Annotated in this window: 19 protein-coding genes and 1 pseudogene; 9 read left to right on the forward strand and 11 right to left on the reverse strand. The window is 74.9% G+C overall.

The features are described from left to right. The first annotated feature begins 78 nt into the window (after positions 1 to 78). Positions 79 to 834: a FadR/GntR family transcriptional regulator gene (locus ACIQ8B_RS27840; RefSeq protein WP_403550570.1), complete on the forward strand. Its 756-nt coding sequence runs from the start codon at positions 79 to 81 to the stop codon at positions 832 to 834. After that, entirely contained in the window at positions 834 to 1,850 is a 1,017-nt protein-coding gene (locus ACIQ8B_RS27845; RefSeq protein ID WP_403550572.1) for an asparaginase, read from the forward strand. The genes ACIQ8B_RS27840 and ACIQ8B_RS27845 overlap by 1 nt, the downstream gene beginning before the upstream one ends. 217 nt (positions 1,851 to 2,067) lie before the next feature. Here ACIQ8B_RS27845 and ACIQ8B_RS27850 read toward each other — a convergent pair whose 3' ends face one another. Continuing rightward, complete coding sequence (locus ACIQ8B_RS27850) at positions 2,068 to 3,231, reverse strand: D-alanyl-D-alanine carboxypeptidase family protein (protein WP_290005002.1); 1,164 nt, start codon at positions 3,229 to 3,231, stop codon at positions 2,068 to 2,070. 204 nt (positions 3,232 to 3,435) lie between these two features. Between ACIQ8B_RS27850 and ACIQ8B_RS27855 the strand changes: the two genes are divergently transcribed. After that, positions 3,436 to 4,164, forward strand: coding sequence for a class I SAM-dependent methyltransferase (locus tag ACIQ8B_RS27855; protein ID WP_403550574.1), 729 nt, complete (start codon positions 3,436 to 3,438; stop codon positions 4,162 to 4,164). A gap of 66 nt (positions 4,165 to 4,230) precedes the next feature. Here the strand turns inward: ACIQ8B_RS27855 and ACIQ8B_RS27860 are convergent, their stop codons facing one another. The 4 genes from ACIQ8B_RS27860 to ACIQ8B_RS27875 form a co-directional block, all read right to left on the reverse strand. Continuing rightward, positions 4,231 to 5,199, reverse strand: a complete 969-nt coding sequence (locus tag ACIQ8B_RS27860) for an acetylxylan esterase (RefSeq protein ID WP_290004999.1) — start codon at positions 5,197 to 5,199, stop codon at positions 4,231 to 4,233. 139 nt (positions 5,200 to 5,338) lie between these two features. Then, positions 5,339 to 5,920, reverse strand: a complete 582-nt coding sequence (locus tag ACIQ8B_RS27865; RefSeq protein ID WP_290004997.1) for a hypothetical protein — start codon at positions 5,918 to 5,920, stop codon at positions 5,339 to 5,341. Between the two features lie 180 nt (positions 5,921 to 6,100). After that, on the reverse strand, positions 6,101 to 6,820 hold the full coding sequence (locus tag ACIQ8B_RS27870) for a ferredoxin reductase (RefSeq protein ID WP_403550589.1): 720 nt from the start codon (positions 6,818 to 6,820) through the stop codon (positions 6,101 to 6,103). Positions 6,821 to 6,860: 40 nt separating this feature from the next. Further along, on the reverse strand, positions 6,861 to 7,466 hold the full coding sequence (locus ACIQ8B_RS27875) for a sulfite oxidase-like oxidoreductase (protein ID WP_290004995.1): 606 nt from the start codon (positions 7,464 to 7,466) through the stop codon (positions 6,861 to 6,863). 462 nt (positions 7,467 to 7,928) lie between these two features. On the opposite strand from ACIQ8B_RS27875, the gene ACIQ8B_RS27880 reads away from it, so the two are divergent. Further along, positions 7,929 to 8,741, forward strand: a complete 813-nt coding sequence (locus tag ACIQ8B_RS27880; protein WP_403550578.1) for a putative protein N(5)-glutamine methyltransferase — start codon at positions 7,929 to 7,931, stop codon at positions 8,739 to 8,741. 472 nt (positions 8,742 to 9,213) lie between these two features. Here the strand turns inward: ACIQ8B_RS27880 and ACIQ8B_RS27885 are convergent, their stop codons facing one another. After that, positions 9,214 to 11,283: a SpoIIE family protein phosphatase gene (locus tag ACIQ8B_RS27885; protein WP_403550580.1), complete on the reverse strand. Its 2,070-nt coding sequence runs from the start codon at positions 11,281 to 11,283 to the stop codon at positions 9,214 to 9,216. A gap of 253 nt (positions 11,284 to 11,536) precedes the next feature. Here ACIQ8B_RS27885 and ACIQ8B_RS27890 point away from each other — a divergent pair, with 253 nt between their 5' ends. The 3 genes from ACIQ8B_RS27890 (at position 11,537) to ACIQ8B_RS27900 (ending at position 14,621) form a co-directional block, all read left to right on the forward strand. Continuing rightward, a complete protein-coding gene (locus ACIQ8B_RS27890; protein WP_106415513.1) occupies positions 11,537 to 11,908 on the forward strand; it encodes a hypothetical protein in 372 nt (123 codons plus the stop codon). A gap of 108 nt (positions 11,909 to 12,016) precedes the next feature. Continuing rightward, entirely contained in the window at positions 12,017 to 14,032 is a 2,016-nt protein-coding gene (locus ACIQ8B_RS27895) for an NADPH-dependent 2,4-dienoyl-CoA reductase (protein WP_290004986.1), read from the forward strand. 31 nt (positions 14,033 to 14,063) lie between these two features. After that, positions 14,064 to 14,621: a PadR family transcriptional regulator gene (locus tag ACIQ8B_RS27900; RefSeq protein ID WP_106415515.1), complete on the forward strand. Its 558-nt coding sequence runs from the start codon at positions 14,064 to 14,066 to the stop codon at positions 14,619 to 14,621. A 124-nt stretch (positions 14,622 to 14,745) separates the two neighbouring features. On the opposite strand, the gene ACIQ8B_RS27905 is transcribed toward ACIQ8B_RS27900, so the two are convergent. Further along, positions 14,746 to 15,282 carry a hypothetical protein gene (locus ACIQ8B_RS27905; RefSeq protein WP_365422845.1) on the reverse strand — a complete coding sequence of 179 codons (537 nt, stop codon included), beginning with the start codon at positions 15,280 to 15,282 and terminating at the stop codon, positions 14,746 to 14,748. A 172-nt stretch (positions 15,283 to 15,454) separates the two neighbouring features. Beyond that, on the reverse strand, positions 15,455 to 16,459 hold the full coding sequence (locus ACIQ8B_RS27910; RefSeq protein ID WP_403550583.1) for a fibronectin type III domain-containing protein: 1,005 nt from the start codon (positions 16,457 to 16,459) through the stop codon (positions 15,455 to 15,457). A 391-nt stretch (positions 16,460 to 16,850) separates the two neighbouring features. Between ACIQ8B_RS27910 and ACIQ8B_RS27915 the strand changes: the two genes are divergently transcribed. Continuing rightward, positions 16,851 to 17,864 carry a glycoside hydrolase family 75 protein gene (locus ACIQ8B_RS27915; RefSeq protein ID WP_403550585.1) on the forward strand — a complete coding sequence of 338 codons (1,014 nt, stop codon included), beginning with the start codon at positions 16,851 to 16,853 and terminating at the stop codon, positions 17,862 to 17,864. 56 nt (positions 17,865 to 17,920) lie between these two features. On the opposite strand, the gene ACIQ8B_RS27920 is transcribed toward ACIQ8B_RS27915, so the two are convergent. From ACIQ8B_RS27920 to dhaK, 3 genes are all read right to left on the reverse strand, one after another. After that, a complete protein-coding gene (locus ACIQ8B_RS27920; RefSeq protein WP_106415519.1) occupies positions 17,921 to 18,331 on the reverse strand; it encodes a PTS-dependent dihydroxyacetone kinase phosphotransferase subunit DhaM in 411 nt (136 codons plus the stop codon). A 1-nt stretch (position 18,332) separates the two neighbouring features. Further along, positions 18,333 to 18,956 carry a dihydroxyacetone kinase subunit DhaL gene (gene dhaL, locus ACIQ8B_RS27925; RefSeq protein WP_106415520.1) on the reverse strand — a complete coding sequence of 208 codons (624 nt, stop codon included), beginning with the start codon at positions 18,954 to 18,956 and terminating at the stop codon, positions 18,333 to 18,335. A gap of 64 nt (positions 18,957 to 19,020) precedes the next feature. Then, positions 19,021 to 20,013, reverse strand: a complete 993-nt coding sequence (dhaK, locus tag ACIQ8B_RS27930) for a dihydroxyacetone kinase subunit DhaK (RefSeq protein WP_403550587.1) — start codon at positions 20,011 to 20,013, stop codon at positions 19,021 to 19,023. A gap of 386 nt (positions 20,014 to 20,399) precedes the next feature. On the opposite strand from dhaK, the pseudogene ACIQ8B_RS27935 reads away from it, so the two are divergent. Further along, positions 20,400 to 20,721, forward strand: a pseudogene (locus ACIQ8B_RS27935) (Y4yA family PLP-dependent enzyme); the annotation flags it as partial. Positions 20,722 to 20,825 lie beyond the last annotated feature (104 nt).

Consider the following 20,825-nt stretch of genomic DNA (forward strand, 5'->3'; position numbering starts at 1 on the left):
AGGGCGGGGGTGTGGCCGGCACCACCCCGGCACCGCCCTCGCTTGACAGTGCGTGCGGCCGGCCCGCACGATCGTCCCGTGAACCTGTCAGACAGCCAGACAGGTGGTGCGGCACCACGGCGCGTCAGCGCGACGGAGGCGGTGCTCGCCCACCTCCGCGACGCCATCGAGCGCGGCGAATACGCCATCGGCGACAAGCTCCCCTCCGAGGCCGAGCTGTGCCGCGGCCTCCAGGTGTCCCGCCCGGTGCTGCGCGAGGCGCTGCGGGCGCTGCAGACCATGGGCCTGACCGTGTCCCGCACCGGCAGGGGCACCTTCGTGGTCGCCGACGCCGTGCAGGACCCCACCTTCGGCGACTACACGGCCGGACACCTCATGGAGGTGCGCCGGCACGTGGAGATCCCGGTCGCCGGCTACGCGGCCCGCCGCCGCGGCCCCGAGGACCTCGACCGGCTGCGGAGCCTGCTGGAGCGGATGGAGCGGGAGACCGACCCCAGCGCCTGGGCGGCCATGGACACCCTCTTCCACCTCACCGTGGCCGAGGCCGCCCAGAACCCGGTGTTCCGGCGGGTCATCGAGGAGATCCGGGACGCCCTGGCCCGCCAGTCCGCCTTCCTCAACGAGCTCGGCGGCCGCCGCGCCCACTCCGACCGTGAGCACCGGGCCGTCGTCGAAGCCCTGGCCCGCGGCTCCGAACAGGACGCCGTCCGGGCCATGACCCACCACCTCGACCGTGTCGAGACCACCCTCACCGACATCGTGCGCTCCGCGCGCACACCGGGCCCGCGCACCACCCCCGCGCCGGCCCGCCCCGACAACCCGCAGGCAGTGTGATGCACAGCAGTCTCCCCGCGGACGCACCCCCGGTCCGCGCACCCCGCCACGCCCCCGTCGCCCACCTGATACGCGGCGGAGTCGTCGAAGGGGTCCACTACGGCTCCGTCGTCGTCCTCGACACCGACGGCCGCGTCGCATTCCGTCTCGGCGACCCCGAGGCGGCCTTCTACCCGCGCTCCGCGCTCAAGCCCGTCCAGGCGGTGGCCATGGTCCGCGCCGGCCTCCCGCTCGACGGCGGACTGCTGTCCCTGGCGGCGGCCAGCCACTCCGGCGAGGAACGCCACCTCGACGGCGCCCGGCGCATCCTCGAACACGCCGGACTCACCGAGGACCACCTGCGCAACGTCCCCGACCTGCCCTTCGACCCCGCCGTCCGGGACACCTGGGTGCGCGCGGGCCGCGGCCCCTCCCGGCTCGCCCAGAACTGCTCCGGCAAGCACGCCGCCATGCTGTACACGGCGAAGCTGAACGGCTGGTCCCTCGACGACTACCTCGACCCGGCCCATCCTCTCCAGCAGGCCGTCGCCGAGGCCGTCGAGGACCTCACCGGGCGGCGCGTCGCCACGGTCACCGTCGACGGCTGCGGCGCGCCCCTGTTCGCGGTGTCCCTGGAGGGCCTCGCCCGCGCCGCGGCCCGTGTCGCCGGCGCCCTGCCCGGCACACCCGAGGGCCGGGTCGCCGACGCGATGCGCACGCACGCCGAAATGGCGTCCGGCACCGGCCGGGACGTGGCCGCGCTGATGCGCGCGGTGCCCGGACTGCTCGCCAAGGACGGCTTCGAGGGTGTCCAGGTGGCCGCGCTGCCCGACGGACGGGCCGTCGCGGTGAAGATCGCCGACGGCGCCGGCCGGGCCCGCGTCCCGGTCACCGCGGCGGCCCTGGCCCGTGCGGGCGTGGACCCCGCCCGGCTCACCGCGTTCGCGGGCGAGACGGTACTCGGCGGAGGCCGCCCGGTCGGAGGCATCCGTCCGGTGAGCGCGCTGGACGCGACGGCGGAACCCGTGTGCGTCTGAACGAGGTGTGACCCGGCAGGCCGGCCCCCGGCACCGGGCCGTTCCACGCGTGAGGCGTGCGGAACCGGGTGGCTGCCCGTCGGTGGGCGGGTCCACGGCGCCGCCCCTTGCACGCCCGAGGCGTGCGGGACGGGACGGCCGCCCCCGGCGGTCAGGCCTGTGGCACGGGACCCTTGGAACCTCAGGCGTGCGGGACGGGGCGGCCGCTCGCCGGCGCTCAGCCCCTCGGCACCGGCCCCCACCTCAGCCGCAGGTACACCGCCACGCCCGCTCCGCCCAGCAGCCCGGCCCCGGTGACCGTCCACCACACCGGGCGGTCGTCGGTGTCGTCCCGGCGGGACGTGGACACGGCCACGGAGTCCGCCTCCGGGCCGCCGGGCGGGCCGCTCCGCAGGGCGTCCAAGGAGCCCACCGGACGCACCCTCCCCGCCGCCTCGAAGCCCCAGTCGAGGAGCGAGCGGGCCTCCTCGTACACCGCGTGCCCGTCGTCCGGGCGAGGGCTCATCACCGTCGCCACCAGGGTCCGCCCGTCGCGCCGTGCGGCCGCGACCAGGGTGTTCCCCGCGTGGCTGGTGTAGCCGTTCTTCACCCCGATCAGCCCCCGGTACGGGGCGACCCCGTCCGCCCCGGTGAGCAGCCGGTTGGTGTTGGCGATCGGATAGCTGCCGCCGTCGCGGGCCGGGAAGGTCGCCTCCGCCCGCGCGCAGTACTCCGCGAACTCGGGGCTGCGCAGCCCCGCACGGCCGAACACGGCCAGGTCGAACGCCGACGACACCTGGCCCGGCACGTCGTACCCGTCGGGCGACTTCACCCGGGTGTCGCGGGCGCCCAGGGCCCACGCCTTCTCCTCCATCCGTTCGGCCGTGGCCCGCCAGCCGCCGCTGAGGGCCGCCAGCACGCGCACGGCGTCGTTGCCGGAGTTGAGGAAGACGCCGTTCCACAGGTCGGAGACGCGGTACGTCCGGTTCTCGGCGACCCCGACGAGACTGCTCCCCGGGCCGATGCCCTCCAGTTCCTCCGGGCGGACGCGGTGCCGGATGCCGGACGGCAGGACCGGCATCACGGTCAGCGCGAACAGCGTCTTGAGGGTGCTGGCGGGCGGCAGTCTGCGGTGCGCGTCGTGCGCCGCGAGCACCTCGCCGGTGTCCGCGTCTGCGACCAGCCAGGAGCGGGCGGACAGGTCCGGGACCTCGGGCGCCCCCGCACGCGGACGGACGTGCGTGCCGGGCCGGTACAACAGGGACGCGGGGGCGTCCGTCGTCCGCGGTCCGGGATCGACGCGGGGACCGGTGGTCGCCGCGGCGGGCGCGAGCGCGAGCAGACCCGCAGCGCAGAGCGCGCACCCCGACACGGCAGCCCGCGAAGCAAATCCGATAGTCATACCGCAAACGTAGGAAGGGGTGTCCCGAACACCGTGCTGCCCCGGCCGCGAGCCGCTCGCGAGTACCCGGATGCCCTGCCCGGCTTGCGGCGGTCCGTCGGCGGTGCGCGGACCCCGAGGCGCGGCCCGGGGCGCGCCTCCCGTACGGGGCCGTCCCGGCGCGACTCCGGGACGGCCCCGGCGGACCGGCTCTAGGCTGGGCGGATGTTCAGCCCCGAAGGCCCCCGACTGAGCGAACTCGCCGTCCAGGCACTGTCGTCCGTGGAGCGCGGCTACGACCTCCTCGCCCCGAAGTTCGACCACACCCCCTTCCGCACCCCCGACTCCGTGCTGGACGCCACGGCCGCCGCACTGCTGGAGTCCGGCCCCTACGGCGCCGGGCTCGACCTGTGCTGCGGCACCGGCGCGGGCGTGGACGTGCTGCGGCAGGTGTGCCGGGACGGCGTCACCGGCGTGGACTTCAGCGCCGGGATGCTGGAGGTCGCCCGCTCGCGCACGCGGCCCGAGGGGCCCGGCGTCTCCTGGGTGCGGGCGGACGCGCGGGCCCTGCCGTTCGGGCCGGAGTTCGACCTCGTGGTCAGCTTCGGGGCGCTCGGCCACTTCCTGCCGCGCGAACTGCCGGGCCTGTTCGCGCAGGTGCACAAGGTGCTCCGGCCCGGCGGCCGGTTCGTCCTCCCGGTCGTCGCACCGCCCCGGCCCGGCTCCCTCGCCCACGCGATGCTGCTCGGGTTCGACACCGTCATGCGGGTGCGCAACGCCGTCTGGCGTCCGCCGTTCGTCATGTACTACCGCGCCGTGCGCTTCGGCGGCCTGTGGCGCGAGCTGGAGCGCGCCGGGTTCCGCGTGGAGTTCCTCGCCCTCCCCGAGTTCGGCCGCCGACGGGACGGGAGCCCTCGGGTGCGGCTGATCGTGGCCGAGCGGGGAGAGGGCTGACCGGCCCGCCGGAGCCTCCGGCGTGTCTCCCCAGGTCCGGCAGTCCGGCGGGGACCGTGCGGTGCGTCAGGCGCGGTCCCGCATCCAGCGCAGTTTCACCGCCTCCTGGTAAGGGCCGCCGCCTTCGTGGTCGTTGAAGTCGTACACCTCGATCGCCTTGTCCTCGTGCGCCCACGCGTTGAAGGCGGCGAACACCGTGGAGGGCGGGCAGGTCTGGTCCTCCAGCGCCGCCGAGAACAGGGCGGGCGCGGTGCCGCGGGCGGCGAAGTGCACGCCGTCGAAGTAGGACAGCGTGCGCCGGACGTCCGCCGCCCGGCCGCGGTGGGTCTTGAGGTAGTTGCCGATCTCCCGGTACGGGTTGCGGTCGGTGAGCGTCGTGGCGCGCGGGAAGTCGCACAGGAACGGCACGTCCGGCGCGACGCCCGCCAGGTCCGGCACCAGACCGCCCACGGCGAGCGTGATGCCGCCGCCCTGGCTCGCGCCCACCGCCACGGTGCGGCCGGCGTCGGTGAGCGGGTGCGACCGCGCCGCCTCCACCGCGCGCACCGCGTCCGTGAACACCCGCCGGTAGTAGTAGTTCTCGGGCGCGTCGATGCCGCGCGTCATGAAGCCGGGGAACGCCGGGCCGGCGCCCACCGGGTCCGCCGTGCCGCCGCCCCCGCCCCACGCGCTGCCCTGGCCGCGGGTGTCCATCACGAAGTGCGCCCGGCCCGTGGACGCCCACAGCAGGTGCTCGTGCGGCAGCCCGCGGCCGCCGCCGTACCCGACGAACTCCACGACCAGCGGCAGCGGCGCGTCGGCGCCGGCGGGCAGGGTCAGCCAGCCCTTCACCGGGTGGCCGCCGAACCCGGCGAACGTCACGTCGAGGACCTCCACGGTCGTCAGTCCCGTGTCGACCGGCTCGAACCGCGCGTCCAGGTCGTGCCGGCGCGCCTCGTCGAGCGTGCCGGACCAGAACGCGTCGAAGTCCTCGGGCTCCGCGGACGCACTGCGGTACGCGCGCAGCTTGTCGGGGGAGAGGTCGAACAGGGACATGGGGAACCGCCTTCGTGAAGGGACCGTGCGCAGCGGGATCACGTTACGTGGATCATGCGGCCCGTCGCCAGAGTGCTGGGGAGAAAGCCCAGGTGGGCCTCGTGGAAAGCGGTTGCCCCCAAAGGGTGCCCGGCGGGTGTCAGACGCCCCGGCGGGTCCACTGCGGTCCGGTGCGGGCCCAGTCCCGTTCCCACTCCTCGAGCCGGCGCCGCAGCGCCACCCGCCGCACCGCGCGGTGCGTGAGCAGCAGCACGGCCGCCGTGCCGCCGGCGGCCAGGGTGCCCATGCCGACGCCGTACTGCCACACCGACGCGTCGTCGACCGGCGGCAGCACCTCGCGCCCCCGGGAGTCCAGCCAGACGTGCACCGGCTCGCCGGGGCGGACATGGGCCGGCACCCGCGCCACGGTCGTCCGCGTGCCCTCGTCCGGATCCGTCCAGCGGACGGTCGCCCGGGAGGCGTGCCGCCGCTCCGACCCGGCCGGGGGAGGCGCCGTCGAAGGGCGCTCCAGGACCTCGGCGCGCACCCGGTGCCGTTCGGCGCGCTGCTCGTCGGCGGCCGCCCGCGCGTCCCCGTACGCCCACCGGGTGGTCAGCAGCCCCGCCGGCGGAACCGTCAGGCACAGCAGCACGGTCACGGCCACCGCCGTCCACGCCTCGACGACGTCCGACCGGCGGCACAGCGGGCCGCGCCGCCGCCGGGACAGCACCCGCGTTCGCATCTCTCGCCTCCCCTCGCCGTCTCCCCGCAGCCGAGGGGGTGACAGGCCGGGCGGGGCGGCGGACCCAGCGGCTCCGGGACGCGTCTCACGGCACGCGCGGAACAAGTCCGGGCCGGGTGCCCCCGCGGCGGGCGCGCGAAACGACACCCTCCACAGGTCAGGCGTGCGGGTCGGGCCGGGTCAGCCGAAGCGCTCGATCCGGATGCGCTCCACGGGCTGACCCGCGGCCACCAGCAGCCTGGAGGCGTGTTCGGCGAAGGAGTTGGAACCGCACACGTAGGCCTCCCACCCACCGGGAGGCTGCTCGACCAGGAGCGGCGCCACATGTGCGGCGGTCATACGTCCGACGGCCGTGCCCTCCGGGGCGGTCCGGGTGAACACGGGGGTCGTCTCCGGGCCGTACTCGTCCGCGTAGATCAGGTCCTCGGGGCCGCGCGCCGACACCAGCAGCCGCAGCGGCAGCGTCAGGTTCCGGGCACGGTGGTGCCGCACCATCGACATCAGCGGGACGACGCCCGAGCCGGCGCCCAGCAGCAGCGCGGGCCGGTCGCCCGGCCAGGCGAAGAAGCCGCTGAGCGGGCCGCGCATCTCGATCCGGTCGCCGGGCCGGGCCACCGTGTGGAACCAGCCGGAGACCTCCCCGTCCCGCACATGGTCCAGCGTCAGCTCGACGTGCCCGGAGTCGTCCGGCGCCGAGGCGATCGAGTAGTGGCGCTGGGCCGTGTACCCGTCGCCGGCGGTCAGCCGCACCATCAGGTGCTGGCCGGGCAGATGCCCCGGCCAGCCGGGCACCGCGAACCGGAAGGTGGACACGCGGGGCGTCTCCCGGCGGATCTCCGTCAGCGTGGCCGTCCGCCACACCGACGCGGCCTGCCGGCTCACACCGATGCGCCCGGGCACGGCGAAGCGCGTGACCGGTGCTCCCGGCTGCGTCAGCTGCTCAGTCACCGGAGTACCGCTGCTCCTCCCACGGGTTGCCCCGCGCGTGGTAGCCGTTGCCCTCCCAGAAGCCCGGCTCGTCATGGTCCAGCAGCCGCAGCCCGGCGATCCACTTGGCGCTCTTCCAGAAGTACAGGTGCGGCACGATCAGCCGCGCCGGGCCGCCGTGCTCGGCGGGCAGCGGCTCACCGCCGTACTCCCAGGCGATCCAGGCGCGCCCGCCGGTCACGTCGGCGAGGGGGAGGTTCGTGGTGTAGCCGGTGTGCGCGTACGCCACGACGTGCGTGGCCGACGGCAGCGGCCGGACCTGGTCCAGGAAGGCGTCCAGGGAGACACCGCCGAACCGCACCCCGAACTTCGACCAGCCCGTCACACAGTGGATGTCGCCCTCGTAGGCGTCGGCGGGCAGCGCGTGGGCCTGCTCCCAGTCCCAGGTGCGGGGCTCGGCCACCAGGCCGTCGATCCGGAAGGTCCAGTCCTCGGGCGCCAGGTCGGGGGTGACCTCGGCGGACAGGACGGGCCACTCGTCCCGTGCGTCGTACTGGCCGGGCGGCAGCCCGGGGTCGTGCGCGCGTGGACGGCCGGTGAAGCCTCGGGTGATGTTCACGTGATCGGCGTTTCCGTTGCAGGTGGTGCTCAAGTGTTCCGCGCTCCACGGTACGCGGTGTGCCGCCCGCGCACGCCAGGGGGCGGCCCGTCGTCGCCCCGTGCCCCCGGCGGACCGGGCGTCGTGACGGACCAGGTGACCGGCGAACCGGCGCAGATCCTCCTCCGGCCGGTCCGCGAGCCGCTCCCGGAGGCGGCGCGCCTGCCCTCGGTGACCCGGGTGCGCTGTCCGAGGAGGCCGTGGACGGGTGAGCCGGGTGCCGGCCGGGGTTCTCGAAGGCGCCGTAACGACGGGAGACCGTCGGGTAGGGTGGCCGTCCGGCCGCGGACCGACCCGGCCGACCGTTGAGGAGGTGGGACCCATCACCGCTTGTCAGGTCGGGTGCTCTCGCCTCGCAGCGACACGGTCGACCCGGAGCGGGTGACCCCGAGAGCGTCCTTCGGCTCCCGAAAGGCCGGGCTCTTGCCGCACCGTTCCGACCGTTCCCCCTCTTCTCCCGCCCTCCCGTCCCGTGACGCGGTCGCGGCCACGCTGCGCGCGGCGGGCTGCGTCTTCGCCGAGGACGAGGCCGACATGATCCTCGCCACGGCCGGGGGCGACCCGCGTGCCGTCGACGCGATGGTCGCGCGCCGCGCCGCCGGACTTCCCCTCGAACTCGTCGTCGGCTGGGCCGAGTTCGGAGGCCGGCGGATCGTCGTGGAGCCGGGCGTGTTCGTGCCGCGCCGACGCACCGAGTTCCTCGTCGAACAGGCGCTCGCCCGGGTGCCGGACGCGTCCGTGGTCGTGGACCTGTGCTGCGGCTCGGGCGCGGTCGGCGCGGCTCTGGCGGCCGCGCTCGGCGCCGTGGAGCTGCACGCCGCCGACATCGACCCGGCCGCCGTGCGCTGCGCCCGCCGCAACGTCGGGGTCCTCGGCGGGCGGGTCCACCAGGGCGACCTGTTCGACGCGCTGCCCGCGCGGCTGCGGGGCCGGGTGGACATCCTCGCCGCCAACGTCCCGTACGTGCCCAGCGACGAGATCGCCCTGCTCCCGGCGGAGGCCCGCGACCACGAGCCGCGCGTCGCCCTCGACGGCGGCGCGGACGGCCTCGACGTCCTCCGCCGGGTCGCCGCGGAGGCCTCCGTCTGGCTCGCCCCCGGCGGCTCCCTCCTGATCGAGACGAGCCCCCGCCAGGCCTCGACGGCCCTCACCACGTTCTCCCGGGCGGGCCTCGGCCCTCGCCTCGCCGTCTGCGAGGACCGCCACGCCCAGGTGGTGATCGGCACACGGCCGTGAGGGGCGCGGTGCTGCCCCGGCGCGCGGTCACGGGCGGCGGCCGGCCGCGTGGCCCGGGCCGCCGCCGGGAGCGCACAGGCGTCCCGTGGAACGGTCCCCGGAAGGCAGACCTCGGCCGCGTGCACGCGCCCGGCACGCCAGGGCTGCCGGTGAGGCGCCCGCCCTCGTGCGCGAGCGCGGCGTGCGCGGACCCGGTGTGCTCGCGGGCCGCCCGGCAGGCGTCCGATCACCGCACGGGCCGGGGCGCCCGCCGGGATCACCCTGTCACGGCGGCACGGCCTCCGTCCCCCTGGGGACGGGCGGGTCCCGGACCGCGGCCCATGCCCGCGGCGCGCCGGGGTCGCCCGACGCCGCCCGGCCGGCCCTCGGCGGCCGGCCCGGTGGGTGGTCACGGCGTCCGCTGTCCGGCGCGGGCCGGGATCCCGTCGTGGACGACCCCGCGCGGGGCACGTCCCGGAGGCGCCCCGCGCCCTCAGTCCGCCGGCGCCGTGACCCGTGCGATCAACAGGGCCACGTCGTCGAAGTTGTCCGGCTCGTGCAGGGTGCGCAGGAGGAGTTCGCAGACCTCGTCCAGGGAGTCGGCCGGGGTGTCGAGGAGGTCGAGGAGGCGGTCGAGGCGGGCGTCCAGGGGGTCGCGGCGGGTTTCGACCAGGCCGTCGGTGTAGAGGACCAGGCGGTCGCCGGGCTCCAGGTCGACCGTGGTCGTCGAGAAGGCGACGCCCCCCACGCCCAGCGGCACCCCGGTGGGCAGGTCGAGCAGCTCGGGCGTGCGGCCGGCGCGGATGCGGACCGGGGGCAGATGGCCCGCGTTGGCGATGACGCAGCGCCGCTCGCGCGGATCGTGAACGGCGTAGACGCAGGTGGCGATGGCCTCGTCCAGCTCCACGGTGATCCTGTTCAGGTGTGCGAGCAGCACCGCCGGGTCGAGTCCGAGGGACGCCAGGGTGTGGGTCGCGGTGCGCAGCCGGCCCATGGTGGCGGCGGCCGGGATGCCGCTGCCCATCACGTCGCCCACGACGAGCGCCGTACGGTCGTCGTCCAGCGGGATCACGTCGAACCAGTCGCCGCCGACCTCGCTGGTGGCGCCCGCCGGCTGGTAGCGGGAGGCGACCTCCAGCCCGCCCGTCACGGACGGATGGCTGGGCAGCAGGCTGCGCTGGAGCGTGAGCGCGGTGTCGCGGGCGTTCTGGTACCAGCGGGCGTTGTCGATCTGCACGGCCGCCCGCGAGGCCAGCTCCCGCGCCAGCAGCAGGTCGTCCTCGTCGAACGGCCGGGGGTTGCGGGTGCGGATCAGGTCGATCGCCCCCAGCACCTCCCCGCGCGCGATCAGCGGCACGGCCAGGTACGAATGGACGCCCGCCCGGGCCAGTATCTCGGCGGCCTCGGGGGAGCGGGCGATCCGCAGCAGGTCCTCGTCCTTCACCTGCGCCACCATCACCGGCAGCCCGGTGCGCACGCACTCCGTGATCAGCCGGTCCGGCGCGTACCGGGTCACCCGGCCCGGCGGGTCGGCGGCCGGCAGCACGTCGGACGTGTCGATCCAGCGCACCGCCAGCGCCCGCATCAGCGCCGGCTCGGCCGGGCCGAGGACGCTGCGCCGGCCCCGCGCGACCGAGTCCAGCAGGTCCACCGCGGCCGCGTCGGCCAGTTCCGGCACGGCCACGTCCGCCAGTTCGCCGGCCGTGCGGTCCAGGTCCAGCGTGGTGCCGATCCGCGCGGAGGCGTCGGCGATCAGCGCGATCCGGCGGCGCGCCGTCTCCGCCTCGGCGTTCGCCCGCCGCTGGTCGGTGATGTCCACCACCGACACGGCCACGCCCAGCACGGTGCCGAGCACGTTCTCCAGCCGGTACAGGGACACCGCCCAGGCGTGCTCCCTGTCCGGGTCGGCGGGGGTGCGACCGGTCATCGACCGGTCGACCAGCGGACGCCCGGTCCGCAGCACCTCCTCGGCGGCCTGCTCGACCGAAGCCGCGTCCACCAGCGGGAGCACCTCGCGCATCGTGCGGCCCAGGTGCTCGTCGGCCGGCAGGCCGTTCATCCGCTCCAGCGCCGGGTTCACCGACACGTACCGCAGACGGGAGTCCAGGACGGCCAGCCCGATGGGGGCCTGGGCGACGATCCGGGTGGACAGTGCCACGTCCCGCTCCAGCCGCCGCACCGTCGACTGGTCGACCGCGAGACCGAGGGCGTACACCTGCCCCCGGTCGTCCAGCAGCCGCATGTTGCGGAACTCCACCAGCCGGGTCCCGCCGTCCTTGCGCCGGATCGGGAAGGCGCCCGCCCAGCTCCGTCCGGTGCGCATGACCTCGGAGAACAGCTTCTTCACCAGGTCGAGGTGTTCCTCGTGCACCATGATCCGGGCGGCGTACCGGCCCAGCGCCTCCCGCGCGGAGTAGCCGAACAGCTCCTCCGCCTGGGGGCTCCACAACACGATCCGTCCCTCGGCGTCCAGGACGACCGAGGCCACGCGCAGGACGTCGAGCAGCCCGCTGGGGCGCACCGGACCGTCCCCGCCGGCCGGGAGTGACCACGCTGCGCTCATCCCACGCCCCGCCTTCGCCGAGTCCGCGGCACGCCGTCGCCGCGCCGCCGTCCCTTTGTTGTACCGCGCGCGAGGGCGATTTTCCGCCGCTCCTGTCGTCCGGTTCCTGCTCTCATCCCATCCTGGCCGGTGTCCGCGGCCGCGTCATCGCGGAAGGGGCGTGCGGGGGGCGCGGGTAGTGCGTTCCGGCGTCCGGTGCTTTGCTGAAGGAGGGCGGGGGGACGGTGGTGCGGCCACGGAAGGAGTGATCACGATGGTCAACGAGCCCACGCACCCGGAGTCCGTGTCGGTCGAGATCAGCGGATGCGGCAAGGACGACGCCCGGATCGTCTTCGACACGCTGTGCGCGTGCTTCTCGTCGGACCGGTGCTCCGACGACATCCCCGAGGAACTGCACGCGACCCGGCCCACGGTGTGGCTCGGCACGTTCGACGTCGCCGACGCGCGCGAAGGGCGGGCCCGCCCCGCGCGGCTGTCCTCCTCGGTCGAGGCCGACGTATATGGCGGCTACTGGGCGATCGACCGGTTCCGCACCACGCTGGACGACCTGTTCCGCGTGAGCGAGCTGAGCGGGGCCTCGGGCGACCAGGAGCGCGAACTGCACGTCCGCCTCGAGAGCAGGTGAGCCCGGCCGGAGGACTGTGCCCTCCGTCACCCCCATTGTGCAACTAGTTGCATAAGCCGGTGCGCGTGCCCTACAACTACAGGCACCACACCGCGCACGGAGGGCCAGATGAGCCGTTACCCCCACCTGCTGACCCCCCTGGACCTGGGCTTCACCACGCTGCCCAACCGGGTCCTCATGGGTTCCATGCACGTCGGTCTCGAGGAGGCCGAGGGCGGCTTCTCCCGCATGGCCGAGTTCTACGCCGCGCGCGCCCGCGGGGGAGTGGGCCTCATCGTCACCGGCGGCATCGCCCCCAACGACGAGGGACGCCCCTACGAGGGCGGCGCCAAGCTCACCACCGACGAGGAGGCCGAGCAGCACCGGACCGTCACCGCGGCCGTCCACCGCGAGGGCGGCCGCATCGCCCTGCAGATCCTGCACTTCGGCCGCTACGCCTACCACCAGGACCTGGTCGCGCCCAGCCCCCTCCAGGCGCCCATCAGCCCCTTCCCGCCCCGCGAGCTGACCGACGCCGAGGTCGAACGGACCATCGACGACTACGTGCGCGCCGCCCGCCTCGCCCGGCAGGCCGGCTACGACGGCGTCGAGATCATGGGCTCCGAGGGCTACCTCGTCAACGAGTTCACCGCCCGGCAGACCAACCACCGCACCGACCGCTGGGGCGGCTCCTACGAGAACCGGATGCGCTTCCCGGTCGAGATCGTCCGCCGCGTCCGCGAGGCGGTCGGCGACGACTTCATCCTGATCTACCGGCTCTCCATGCTCGACCTGGTGCCCGGCGGCTCCACCCTGGACGAGGTGATCACCCTCGCCCGGGCCGTCGAGGCGGCCGGCGCCACGATCATCAACACCGGCATCGGCTGGCACGAGGCGCGCATCCCCACCATCGCCACCTCCGTCCCGCGCGGCGCCTACACCTGGGTCACCAAGCGGCTCATGGGCGAGGTGTCCGTCCCGCTCGTCACCACCAACCGCATCAACACCCCCGAACTCGCCGAGCGACTGCTCGCCGACGGCACCGCGGACATGGTGTCCATGGCCCGCCCGATGCTCGCCGACCCCGACTTCGTCGCCAAGGCCGCCGACGGCCGCCCCGAGGCGATCAACACCTGCATCGGCTGCAACCAGGCCTGCCTCGACCACACCTTCAGCGGCCGGATCACCTCCTGCCTGGTCAACCCGCGCGCCTGTCACGAGACCGAGCTGGTCCTCTCCCCGACCCGCCGCCGCAAGCGCGTCGCCGTCGTCGGCGCCGGACCGGCCGGCCTCGCCTGCGCGGTCTCCGCCGCCGAACGCGGCCACGACGTCACCCTGTTCGACGCCGCGAGCGAGATCGGCGGGCAGCTCAACGTCGCCCGCAAGGTCCCCGGCAAGCAGGAGTTCGACGAGACGCTGCGCTACTTCCGCACCCGCCTCACCGACCTCGCCGTCGACGTCCGCCTCGACACGCGCGTCACCGCCGACGACGTCACCGGCTACGACGAGGTCGTCGTCGCCACCGGCGTCACCCCCCGCGTCCCCGACATCCCGGGCGTCGGCCACCCGAGCGTCCTCGGCTACCTCGACGTGCTCCGCGACGGCGCGCCCGTCGGCGACCGGGTCGCGGTCCTCGGGGCGGGCGGCATCGGATTCGACGTCGCCGCGTTCCTCACCGACGGCGGCGACAAGGCCCACGAGGACCCCGAGACGTACTTCCGCCGGTGGGGCGTCGACCTCGGGTACCGCGCGCCCGGCGGCCTCGCCGTCCCCGAGCGGCCCGCCCCGCCGCGCACCGTCCACCTGCTCCAGCGCAAGACCTCCAAGGTCGGCGCGGGACTCGGCAGGACCACCGGCTGGATCCACCGCACCGAACTGCGCCACCGCGGCGTCACCATGGTCCCCGGCGTGCGCTACGACCGGATCGACGACGCCGGGGTGCACATCACCGTCGGCGACGAGAGCACCGTCCTCGAGGTCGACACCGTCGTGCTGTGCACCGGCCAGGAACCGCGCCGGGACCTCTTCGAGGAACTGGTCGCCGCCGGACGGCCCGCCCACCTCATCGGCGGCGCCGACGTGGCCGCCGAACTGGACGCCAAGCGCGCCGTCAAGCAGGGCACCGAGCTCGCGGCGGCCCTCTAGGGAGGGCGCGGCCCGTCCCTAGGATGAGCGCATGTCACTCCCGCACGCGATCCTCACCGCCCTGCTCGAGAAGCCGTCGTCGGGGCTGGAGCTGACCCGCCGCTTCGACCGGTCGATCGGCTACTTCTGGTCCGCGACGCATCAGCAGATCTACCGCGAGCTGGGAAAACTGGAGGCCGAGGGCCTGATCCGGGCCCTCCCCTCCGAGCAGCCCGCGCGCGGGCAGAAGAAGGCGTACGAGGTGCTGCCGGCGGGCCGGGAGGAACTGGCCCGCTGGACCGCCGCGTCCCAGGACCCCAAGCCGCACCGCGACGCGCTGCTGCTGCGGCTGCGCGCCGCCGCGGTGGTCGGGACGGCGGGCCTGGAGGCGGACCTGCGCCGCCACCGGGAGCTGCACGCACGGCAGTTGGAGACCTACCAGGAGATCGAGCGGCGTGACTTCCCGCCCGGCAGGGACGAGCCGGAGGACCGGCTGCGCCATCTGGTGCTGCGGGCCGGCATCGACCTGGAGACCTTCTGGACCCGGTGGCTCGACCACGCCCTCGCGGAGTTCGCCGGGCTCCCGGATGTGCCGGAACGGCGGGATTAGACGCCTGCGCGCGGGTGGGTGAGGGCTGGTCACGCAGTTCCCCGCGCCCCTGGGGGGCGCGGGGAGGGGCGACGCCGGCCGCCCGACCGGAGCGCATCGGACGTGACGGCGGCCGGTGCCGGGTCTACAGGTGGCGCGGGCGGGAGGCGTTGCGCCGGCGCAGGTACCAGACGGTGCCGAGGACGCCGGCGCCGACCAGCGCGCCGCCCGCCACCGCGGTGACCGTGCCGTAGTCCTCCGAGGCGCCGCCGACACCCCCCATCACACCGCGGGACGGCGACGCCGTGGGGGAGACCGAGGGGCTGGACGACGGGGACACGACCACGGACTGGGTGCCCGCGGTGCTGCCGTTGGAGCACACCACGATCACCGTGTACGTGCCCGCGCCGACGTTCGACCAGGCCGCGGACTGCCCCGCGGACGTTCCGGACAGCGCCACCTGGCGGCCCTGCGAGAAGTTCGCCTGACCGCTGCCGAGCAGCGAGGCGGTGCCCCAGTGGCCGTTGATCTGGCTGCACGCGGAGGTGCTCACCGAGACCGTGTTCCCGGTGGTGCTGACGGAGATCCCGTCCGCGGCAGCCGGTCCGGCCGGCAGCAGGGCGAGCGCGGCGGCGGCTGCCACGGCCGGTCCGAGACGGAGCAGAGGTTTCGAGATGCTCATGTGGACTGCCTTCCGGCGGCACGGCCGGCGGTACATCCCTTGCGCCGCCGAGGTCGGGGAGCGCCCGTGCCGCCACGACGCCAGCCAACGGGCAGCCCGGCCGGGGCGCACCCCGGTCGCATCCGGGCAGGTGACGACGTCCTCCGGGCGGCTCAGCGAGGATGTGCCGGGGTCAGCCGGCGGCGCCCGTCGTCACCGTGCGCTCGGCCGAGAAGGCGCCCCAGGTGCCGTCCGGCAGCAGCGGCCTGATCCGCACCCGGTGCGTGACCCCCGCCTCCTCGCCCGCGTAGAAGCGGTACGTCGCCCGGTCGCGCGGCGCCTCGCCGCCGTACACCAACGAGGTGACGGGCCGTCCGTCCAGCCGGACCTCATACTCGGTGACCGTCCCGTCCACGCGCGGCGGCACCCAGGAGAGCACGATGTAGTACGCCCCGCCCGAGCTCCGGGTCGTCGCGCGGAAGTCGGCGGGCGCGGTGGCCGTGGCACCGCCGTCCGCGCCGTCGGCGGTGGTGAGGCGGACGACGCGGCCGGGCGGCGAGAGGTTGTCCGCGGCGTCCCGCGCGCGGACGGTGAAGGAGTACCGGGTGCCCGGGCGCAGCCCCGTCACCACGGCGGCCGTCTGGTTCCCGCCCACACTGTGGATCTTCGTACGCCCCTGGTAGAGGTCGTACGACACCACACCGCGGTCGTCCCGCGCCGCGGACCAGGAGAGCTGGGCCGCCCGGCTGCCCGCCGCCCGTCCTTCCAGGGCCCCCGGAGCGGTGGGCGGCCGCGTGTCGGCCCGCGCCGCCGCGGGGGTCGTGGCCCGCACCTCCCGGCTGGGCGGACCGAGCCGTCCGTCCGCGTCCCGGGCCCGCACCGTGAAGACGTAGGTGGTGGCGGGCCGCAGCCTGGACACGTCCACCATGTGCGTGGCAGCGGGCACTTCCTTGACCTTGGTGTCTCCCCGGTACACCTCGTAGCCGGTCACCTCGGAACCGGCGGGGGCGACCCGGTTCCACATGACGTGGACGCTGGTGGCGCTGCCCGCCTGTGCGGTGACGCCCGTCGGCGCTCCGGGCGGCCGTTCGCCGCCGGTGTCGTCCGGTCCGCCCCAGCGGCAGGAGACGGCCAGCAGCACGACCGCGCAGAGCGCGAGCAGGCGACGCGATGACGCGGTTGGGGGAACGCCACGCACGACTTCGCCTCCCGAGAATCCATGCCGGACCGGCCCGTATAAAGGTCCGTACCAATATGGGCCTACTGGCGCGTTCACATCAAGAGGGTGATGCGGGCCGGCTGCCGCGCCGCATTGCGTATCCTGAACGCGGAACGGGCCGAACCGCCTTTGAGTCACGGCGTGTTCGGGCCCGGGGCGCGGACCGCTGTCGTCGCTGATCCCGCGCCGGTACGGGTGGCTGGACGGCCCGGGTCGACGCGCGCCCGGGTCTCCGGCGCCTTCCGTCTCCATCGGTCCTGGAGGGCCCGTCCGGCTCCTTTCGGGGTGGTCACCCTCCTTGCGGCAGGGCGAAATGGGGCAAAGTGCCCTGGGTGTGCGTCCCCGTCCCCGACGAGAGGCTTCCCTGACCGTGTCCCGTGTCCAGACGCTCACCGTCGCCGTGGCCGGCGTGGCACTGCTGGCCCCCTCGGCGTCCTCCGCCGCGGAGCCGGTCCACATCCGTCCCTCCGGGACCGAGGCGCGGCGCGTCGCCTCCGGCCCCGCGGCCGGCCCGGCCCTCCCGGCCGCCTTGCCGCGCGTCGCCGTACCGCACCGGGGACGCGCCGAACCGGTCGCCCGGGACAGGACGCGGGAGGCGCTGACGCCGGAGGCGGCACCGGGCGGTTCCGCGACGCCGGTTCCCGCGACTCCCGGCACCGGAAGCCCGGGTGCCGCCGTTCCGGGCCCGGTGGCCTCGGATCCCGCGCCCGTCGACGCCGCGGCTCCGGCCACGCCGGCCCCCGCGGCCTCCGACCCCGCGCCGGCCGGCTCCGAGCCTTCCGCCCCCGCGTCCCCCGCCCCCGTCACCGCGGCCGACCTGCTGGCCAAGGTGAGCGGCTGCGTCCCCGTCTCCCGGGGCCGGTACCGCAAGGACCGCGGCACCGCGGCCACCGTGCCGGTGTGCGGCACGCGCGACGCGGTGTTCTGGAAGGCCGACATGGACATCGACTGCGACGGCCGCCCGAGCCGCCGCTGCAACGCCCGCACCGACCCGTACTTCTCCTCCTCCACGGCGTTCGCGCAGTCCGACGGACGCGCGCTCAGCTCGGAGAAGCTGCCCTACGTCGTGGTCCCCGCGCCCAGCGGCATCTGGGACTACCGCGACCACGGCGTGCGCGGCGGATCGGTCGCGGCCGTGGTCTACCGCGACCGGGTCAGCTACGCGGTCGTCGGCGACACCGGCCCGACCGACATCATCGGCGAGGCCTCCTACGCGGCGGCCACGTCCCTGGGCATCGACCCGGACCCGCGCTCCGGCGGCACCCCCTCCGGGGTGACGTACATCGTGTTCAAGGACAGCCGGGTCACCCCGCTGGAGGACCGGGAGGCAGCGGAGGCCCAGGGCGCTCGTCTCGCACGGGAGTTCGTCGACTCCGCGGACTGACGCGCCGCACGCGCCCCCACCCGTACGGGCCCGCCCTCACCCGTACGGGCCCGCCCTCACGTCTTCCGGTAGTCGTACGCCTCCGAGGCCGCCGCCGCCACCGCGTCGAGGTCCGCGCCCGTGGAGGCGGTGACCACCGCGGCCACCGCGCCCTCCAGGAACGGCGCGTCCACCAGCCGCGTGTTCTCGGGCAGTTCGTCGCCCTCGGCCAGCAGCGCCTTCACGGTGAGCACCGCGCTGCCCAGATCGGTCAGCACCGCGACGCCCGCCCCCCGGTCCACGGACGCGGCCGCCGCGGCGATCAGCTCCGCGCTGGTGCCCAGTTCACCGCTCCCGGTGCCGCCCGCGGGGGCGACCGGCACCGACGCCCCCGCGCCCGACAGCCCCTGCGCCAGCTCCGCCACCGAGGACGCGACCGCCGCGCTGTGCGACACCAGGACGATCCCGACCGGCTTCTCCCCGCTCACCTCACTCACCGCCGTCCGCCTCCCCGTCGCCGGGCGCGGCGTCGAGCAGCGCGGAGACCAGCAGCGCCGCCGAGGTCGCGCCGGGGTCCTGGTGCCCGATGCTGCGGTCGCCCAGATAGCTCGCCCTGCCCTTGCGGGCGAGCATCGGCGTCGTCGCGGCCGCGCCCTCCCGCGCGGCGTCCCGGGCGGCGGCGAACGACTCGCCGAGCGCGTCCACCGCGGGAACCAGCGCGTCGATCATCGTCTTGTCGCCCGGCGCCGCGCCGCCCAGCTTCATCACGGCGTCCACCCCGGCCCGCAGCGCCTCGGCGAGCTGCCGCCGGTCCACCTCGGTCGCCTCTCCCAGCGCCTTCCCGGTGCGGCGCAGCAGCGTCCCGTACAGCGGACCGGACGCGCCACCCACCGTCGACACCAGCAGACGCCCGGCCTGGGTCAGCACCGCGCCGGGCGTGGCGGGCGGCTCCTCGTCCAGAGCGTCCTTCACCGCCCGGAAGCCGCGCTGCAGATTGCTGCCGTGATCGGCGTCCCCGATCGGCGAGTCGAGGGCGGTGAGCCGTTCCGCCTCGCGGTCCACGGATGCGGCGGCGGCCGTCATCCAACGACGGAAGAAGTCGGCGTCCAGCACGGAAACTCCTCGCGTGGTAGAGAGCCGGGGCACCGGCCCCGGTGTGGATCAACCCCGGTGTGGATCACATTCCCCAGCGCAGCCCGGGCGTACGCACCGGCGCGTCCCACAGGCGGAGCAGCTCCTCGTCGACCTGGCAGAGGGTGACGGAGGCGCCCGCCATGTCCAGGGACGTGATGTAGTTGCCGACGAGGACGCGGGCGACCGGGACGCCGCGCTCGCCGAGCACCCGCTGCACCTCGGCGTTGAAGCCGTACAGCTCCAGCAGCGGCGTGGCGCCCATACCGTTGACCAGCACCAGCACCGGGTTGCGCGGGGTGAGGTCCGCCAGAATCGCGTCGACGGCGAACTCGGCGATCTCGCCGGACGTCATCATCGGGCGCCGCTCGCGGCCCGGCTCCCCGTGGATGCCGATGCCCAGCTCCAGCTCCCCGGCCGGCAGGTCGAACGTCGGCGTGCCCTTGGCGGGCGTGGTGACGGCGCTGAGGGCCACGCCGAAGCTGCGGGAGTTCTCGTTCACCTGCTTCGCGAGCGCCTCCACCCGCTCCAGCGGCTGCCCCTCCTCGGCCGCCGCGCCCGCGATCTTCTCCACGAACAGCGTCGCCCCGGTGCCCCGGCGGCCCGCCGTGTACAGGCTGTCGGTCACCGCCACGTCATCGTCGACCAGCACCTTCGCGACCTGGACGCCCTCGTCCTCGGCCAGCTCCGCCGCCATGTCGAAGTTGAGTACGTCGCCGGTGTAGTTCTTCACGACGAACAGCACTCCGGCCCCGCTGTCCACGGCCGCCGCGGCCCGCACCATCTGGTCGGGCACCGGGGAGGTGAACACCTCGCCGGGACAGGCCGCCGACAGCATGCCGGGGCCGACGAACCCGCCGTGCAGCGGTTCGTGCCCCGAGCCGCCGCCGGACACCAGGCCCACCTTGCCCGCGACCGGGGCGTCCTTGCGGACCACCACCCGGTTCTCCACGTCCACCGTCAGCTCGGGATGGGCCGCCGCCATACCGCGCAGCGCGTCCGCCACCACGGTCTCCGGAACGTTGATCAGCATCCTCACGGGTACCTCCTAGGGAGCTCAGCAGGCGGGTTGTCGACCTGCGTTCTTGCTGGTCAGAGTGGTTACAAGCAGCTCTTGGTCTTGACGATTCGAGGCGGTCGGAAGCGGGCTGTGGCGGTACTGGTGCTGACTTGATGCTGACTTTGGTGACAGATCGCCAGTTCTGCGAGCTGGTTCGTTGCCGGTCGGCCGGGAGCGCCGCTACCGGCAGTATCGGCCTTGCGGCAGCGAAGGTCACGTGGGCGAACCCTCACAGGTCGTGTCGGCCCTCCTCACCCCTGGCCGCGGCCCCGTGAGGCTTGGCGGCGCGCGTACCTGGAAACGTCTACCCCCGAACGGCCGTCGCGACGGGAGCCGAACGAGGCGGGGAGGGGCCTTTCGCGGGTGTGCCCTTGCACCTGAGGCCGGGAGCGGATCCACCGCTCGCCTCGCTGCCGGGGGCCGCACCCTTCCTGCACTCGCTCGTCGACGCCCTCGGGTCCCCGCTCGACGTCCTCTTCCCCGAGATCGCCGCAGAACGCCCACCGCTTCCGTTCCGTCCACCGCCGCCACCGTCTCGCGGGGCGGGTGCACTTCGCGCACCGGGCGAACCGGTCCAGCGCCCTGGTGCGGAGACCGGCGGCGGAGGACCCGGCCGCCGTCGGTGTCGACGTCACCTCGCTGGAGGAACCGCGGCACGCCCTGAGCTGTGGTCTCACCGGAGACCGGGGCGTGAGTGGCAACTGATAACCGTTTCCACCTGTAGATTCGTCCGTGCCCACGGACGGACGAGGGACGGATGAGGTGGCGCGGGCGATGGGCGTGAGCATGGG

The organism is Streptomyces sp. NPDC096105 (assembly GCF_044763335.1).
Taxonomy (GTDB): domain Bacteria; phylum Actinomycetota; class Actinomycetes; order Streptomycetales; family Streptomycetaceae; genus Streptomyces.

Bases quoted from the DNA above. Each gene is read 5' to 3' on its own strand.
- ACIQ8B_RS27845 (WP_403550572.1), top strand. From the start codon at position 834: ATGCACAGCAGTCTCCCCGCGGACGCACCCCCGGTCCGCGCACCCCGC.
- ACIQ8B_RS27850 (WP_290005002.1), bottom strand. From the start codon at position 3,231: ATGACTATCGGATTTGCTTCGCGGGCTGCCGTGTCGGGGTGCGCGCTC.
- ACIQ8B_RS27855 (WP_403550574.1), top strand. From the start codon at position 3,436: ATGTTCAGCCCCGAAGGCCCCCGACTGAGCGAACTCGCCGTCCAGGCA.
- ACIQ8B_RS27860 (WP_290004999.1), bottom strand. From the start codon at position 5,199: ATGTCCCTGTTCGACCTCTCCCCCGACAAGCTGCGCGCGTACCGCAGT.
- ACIQ8B_RS27865 (WP_290004997.1), bottom strand. From the start codon at position 5,920: ATGCGAACGCGGGTGCTGTCCCGGCGGCGGCGCGGCCCGCTGTGCCGC.
- ACIQ8B_RS27885 (WP_403550580.1), bottom strand. From the start codon at position 11,283: ATGAGCGCAGCGTGGTCACTCCCGGCCGGCGGGGACGGTCCGGTGCGC.
- ACIQ8B_RS27890 (WP_106415513.1), top strand. From the start codon at position 11,537: ATGGTCAACGAGCCCACGCACCCGGAGTCCGTGTCGGTCGAGATCAGC.
- ACIQ8B_RS27895 (WP_290004986.1), top strand. From the start codon at position 12,017: ATGAGCCGTTACCCCCACCTGCTGACCCCCCTGGACCTGGGCTTCACC.
- ACIQ8B_RS27900 (WP_106415515.1), top strand. From the start codon at position 14,064: ATGTCACTCCCGCACGCGATCCTCACCGCCCTGCTCGAGAAGCCGTCG.
- ACIQ8B_RS27905 (WP_365422845.1), bottom strand. From the start codon at position 15,282: ATGAGCATCTCGAAACCTCTGCTCCGTCTCGGACCGGCCGTGGCAGCC.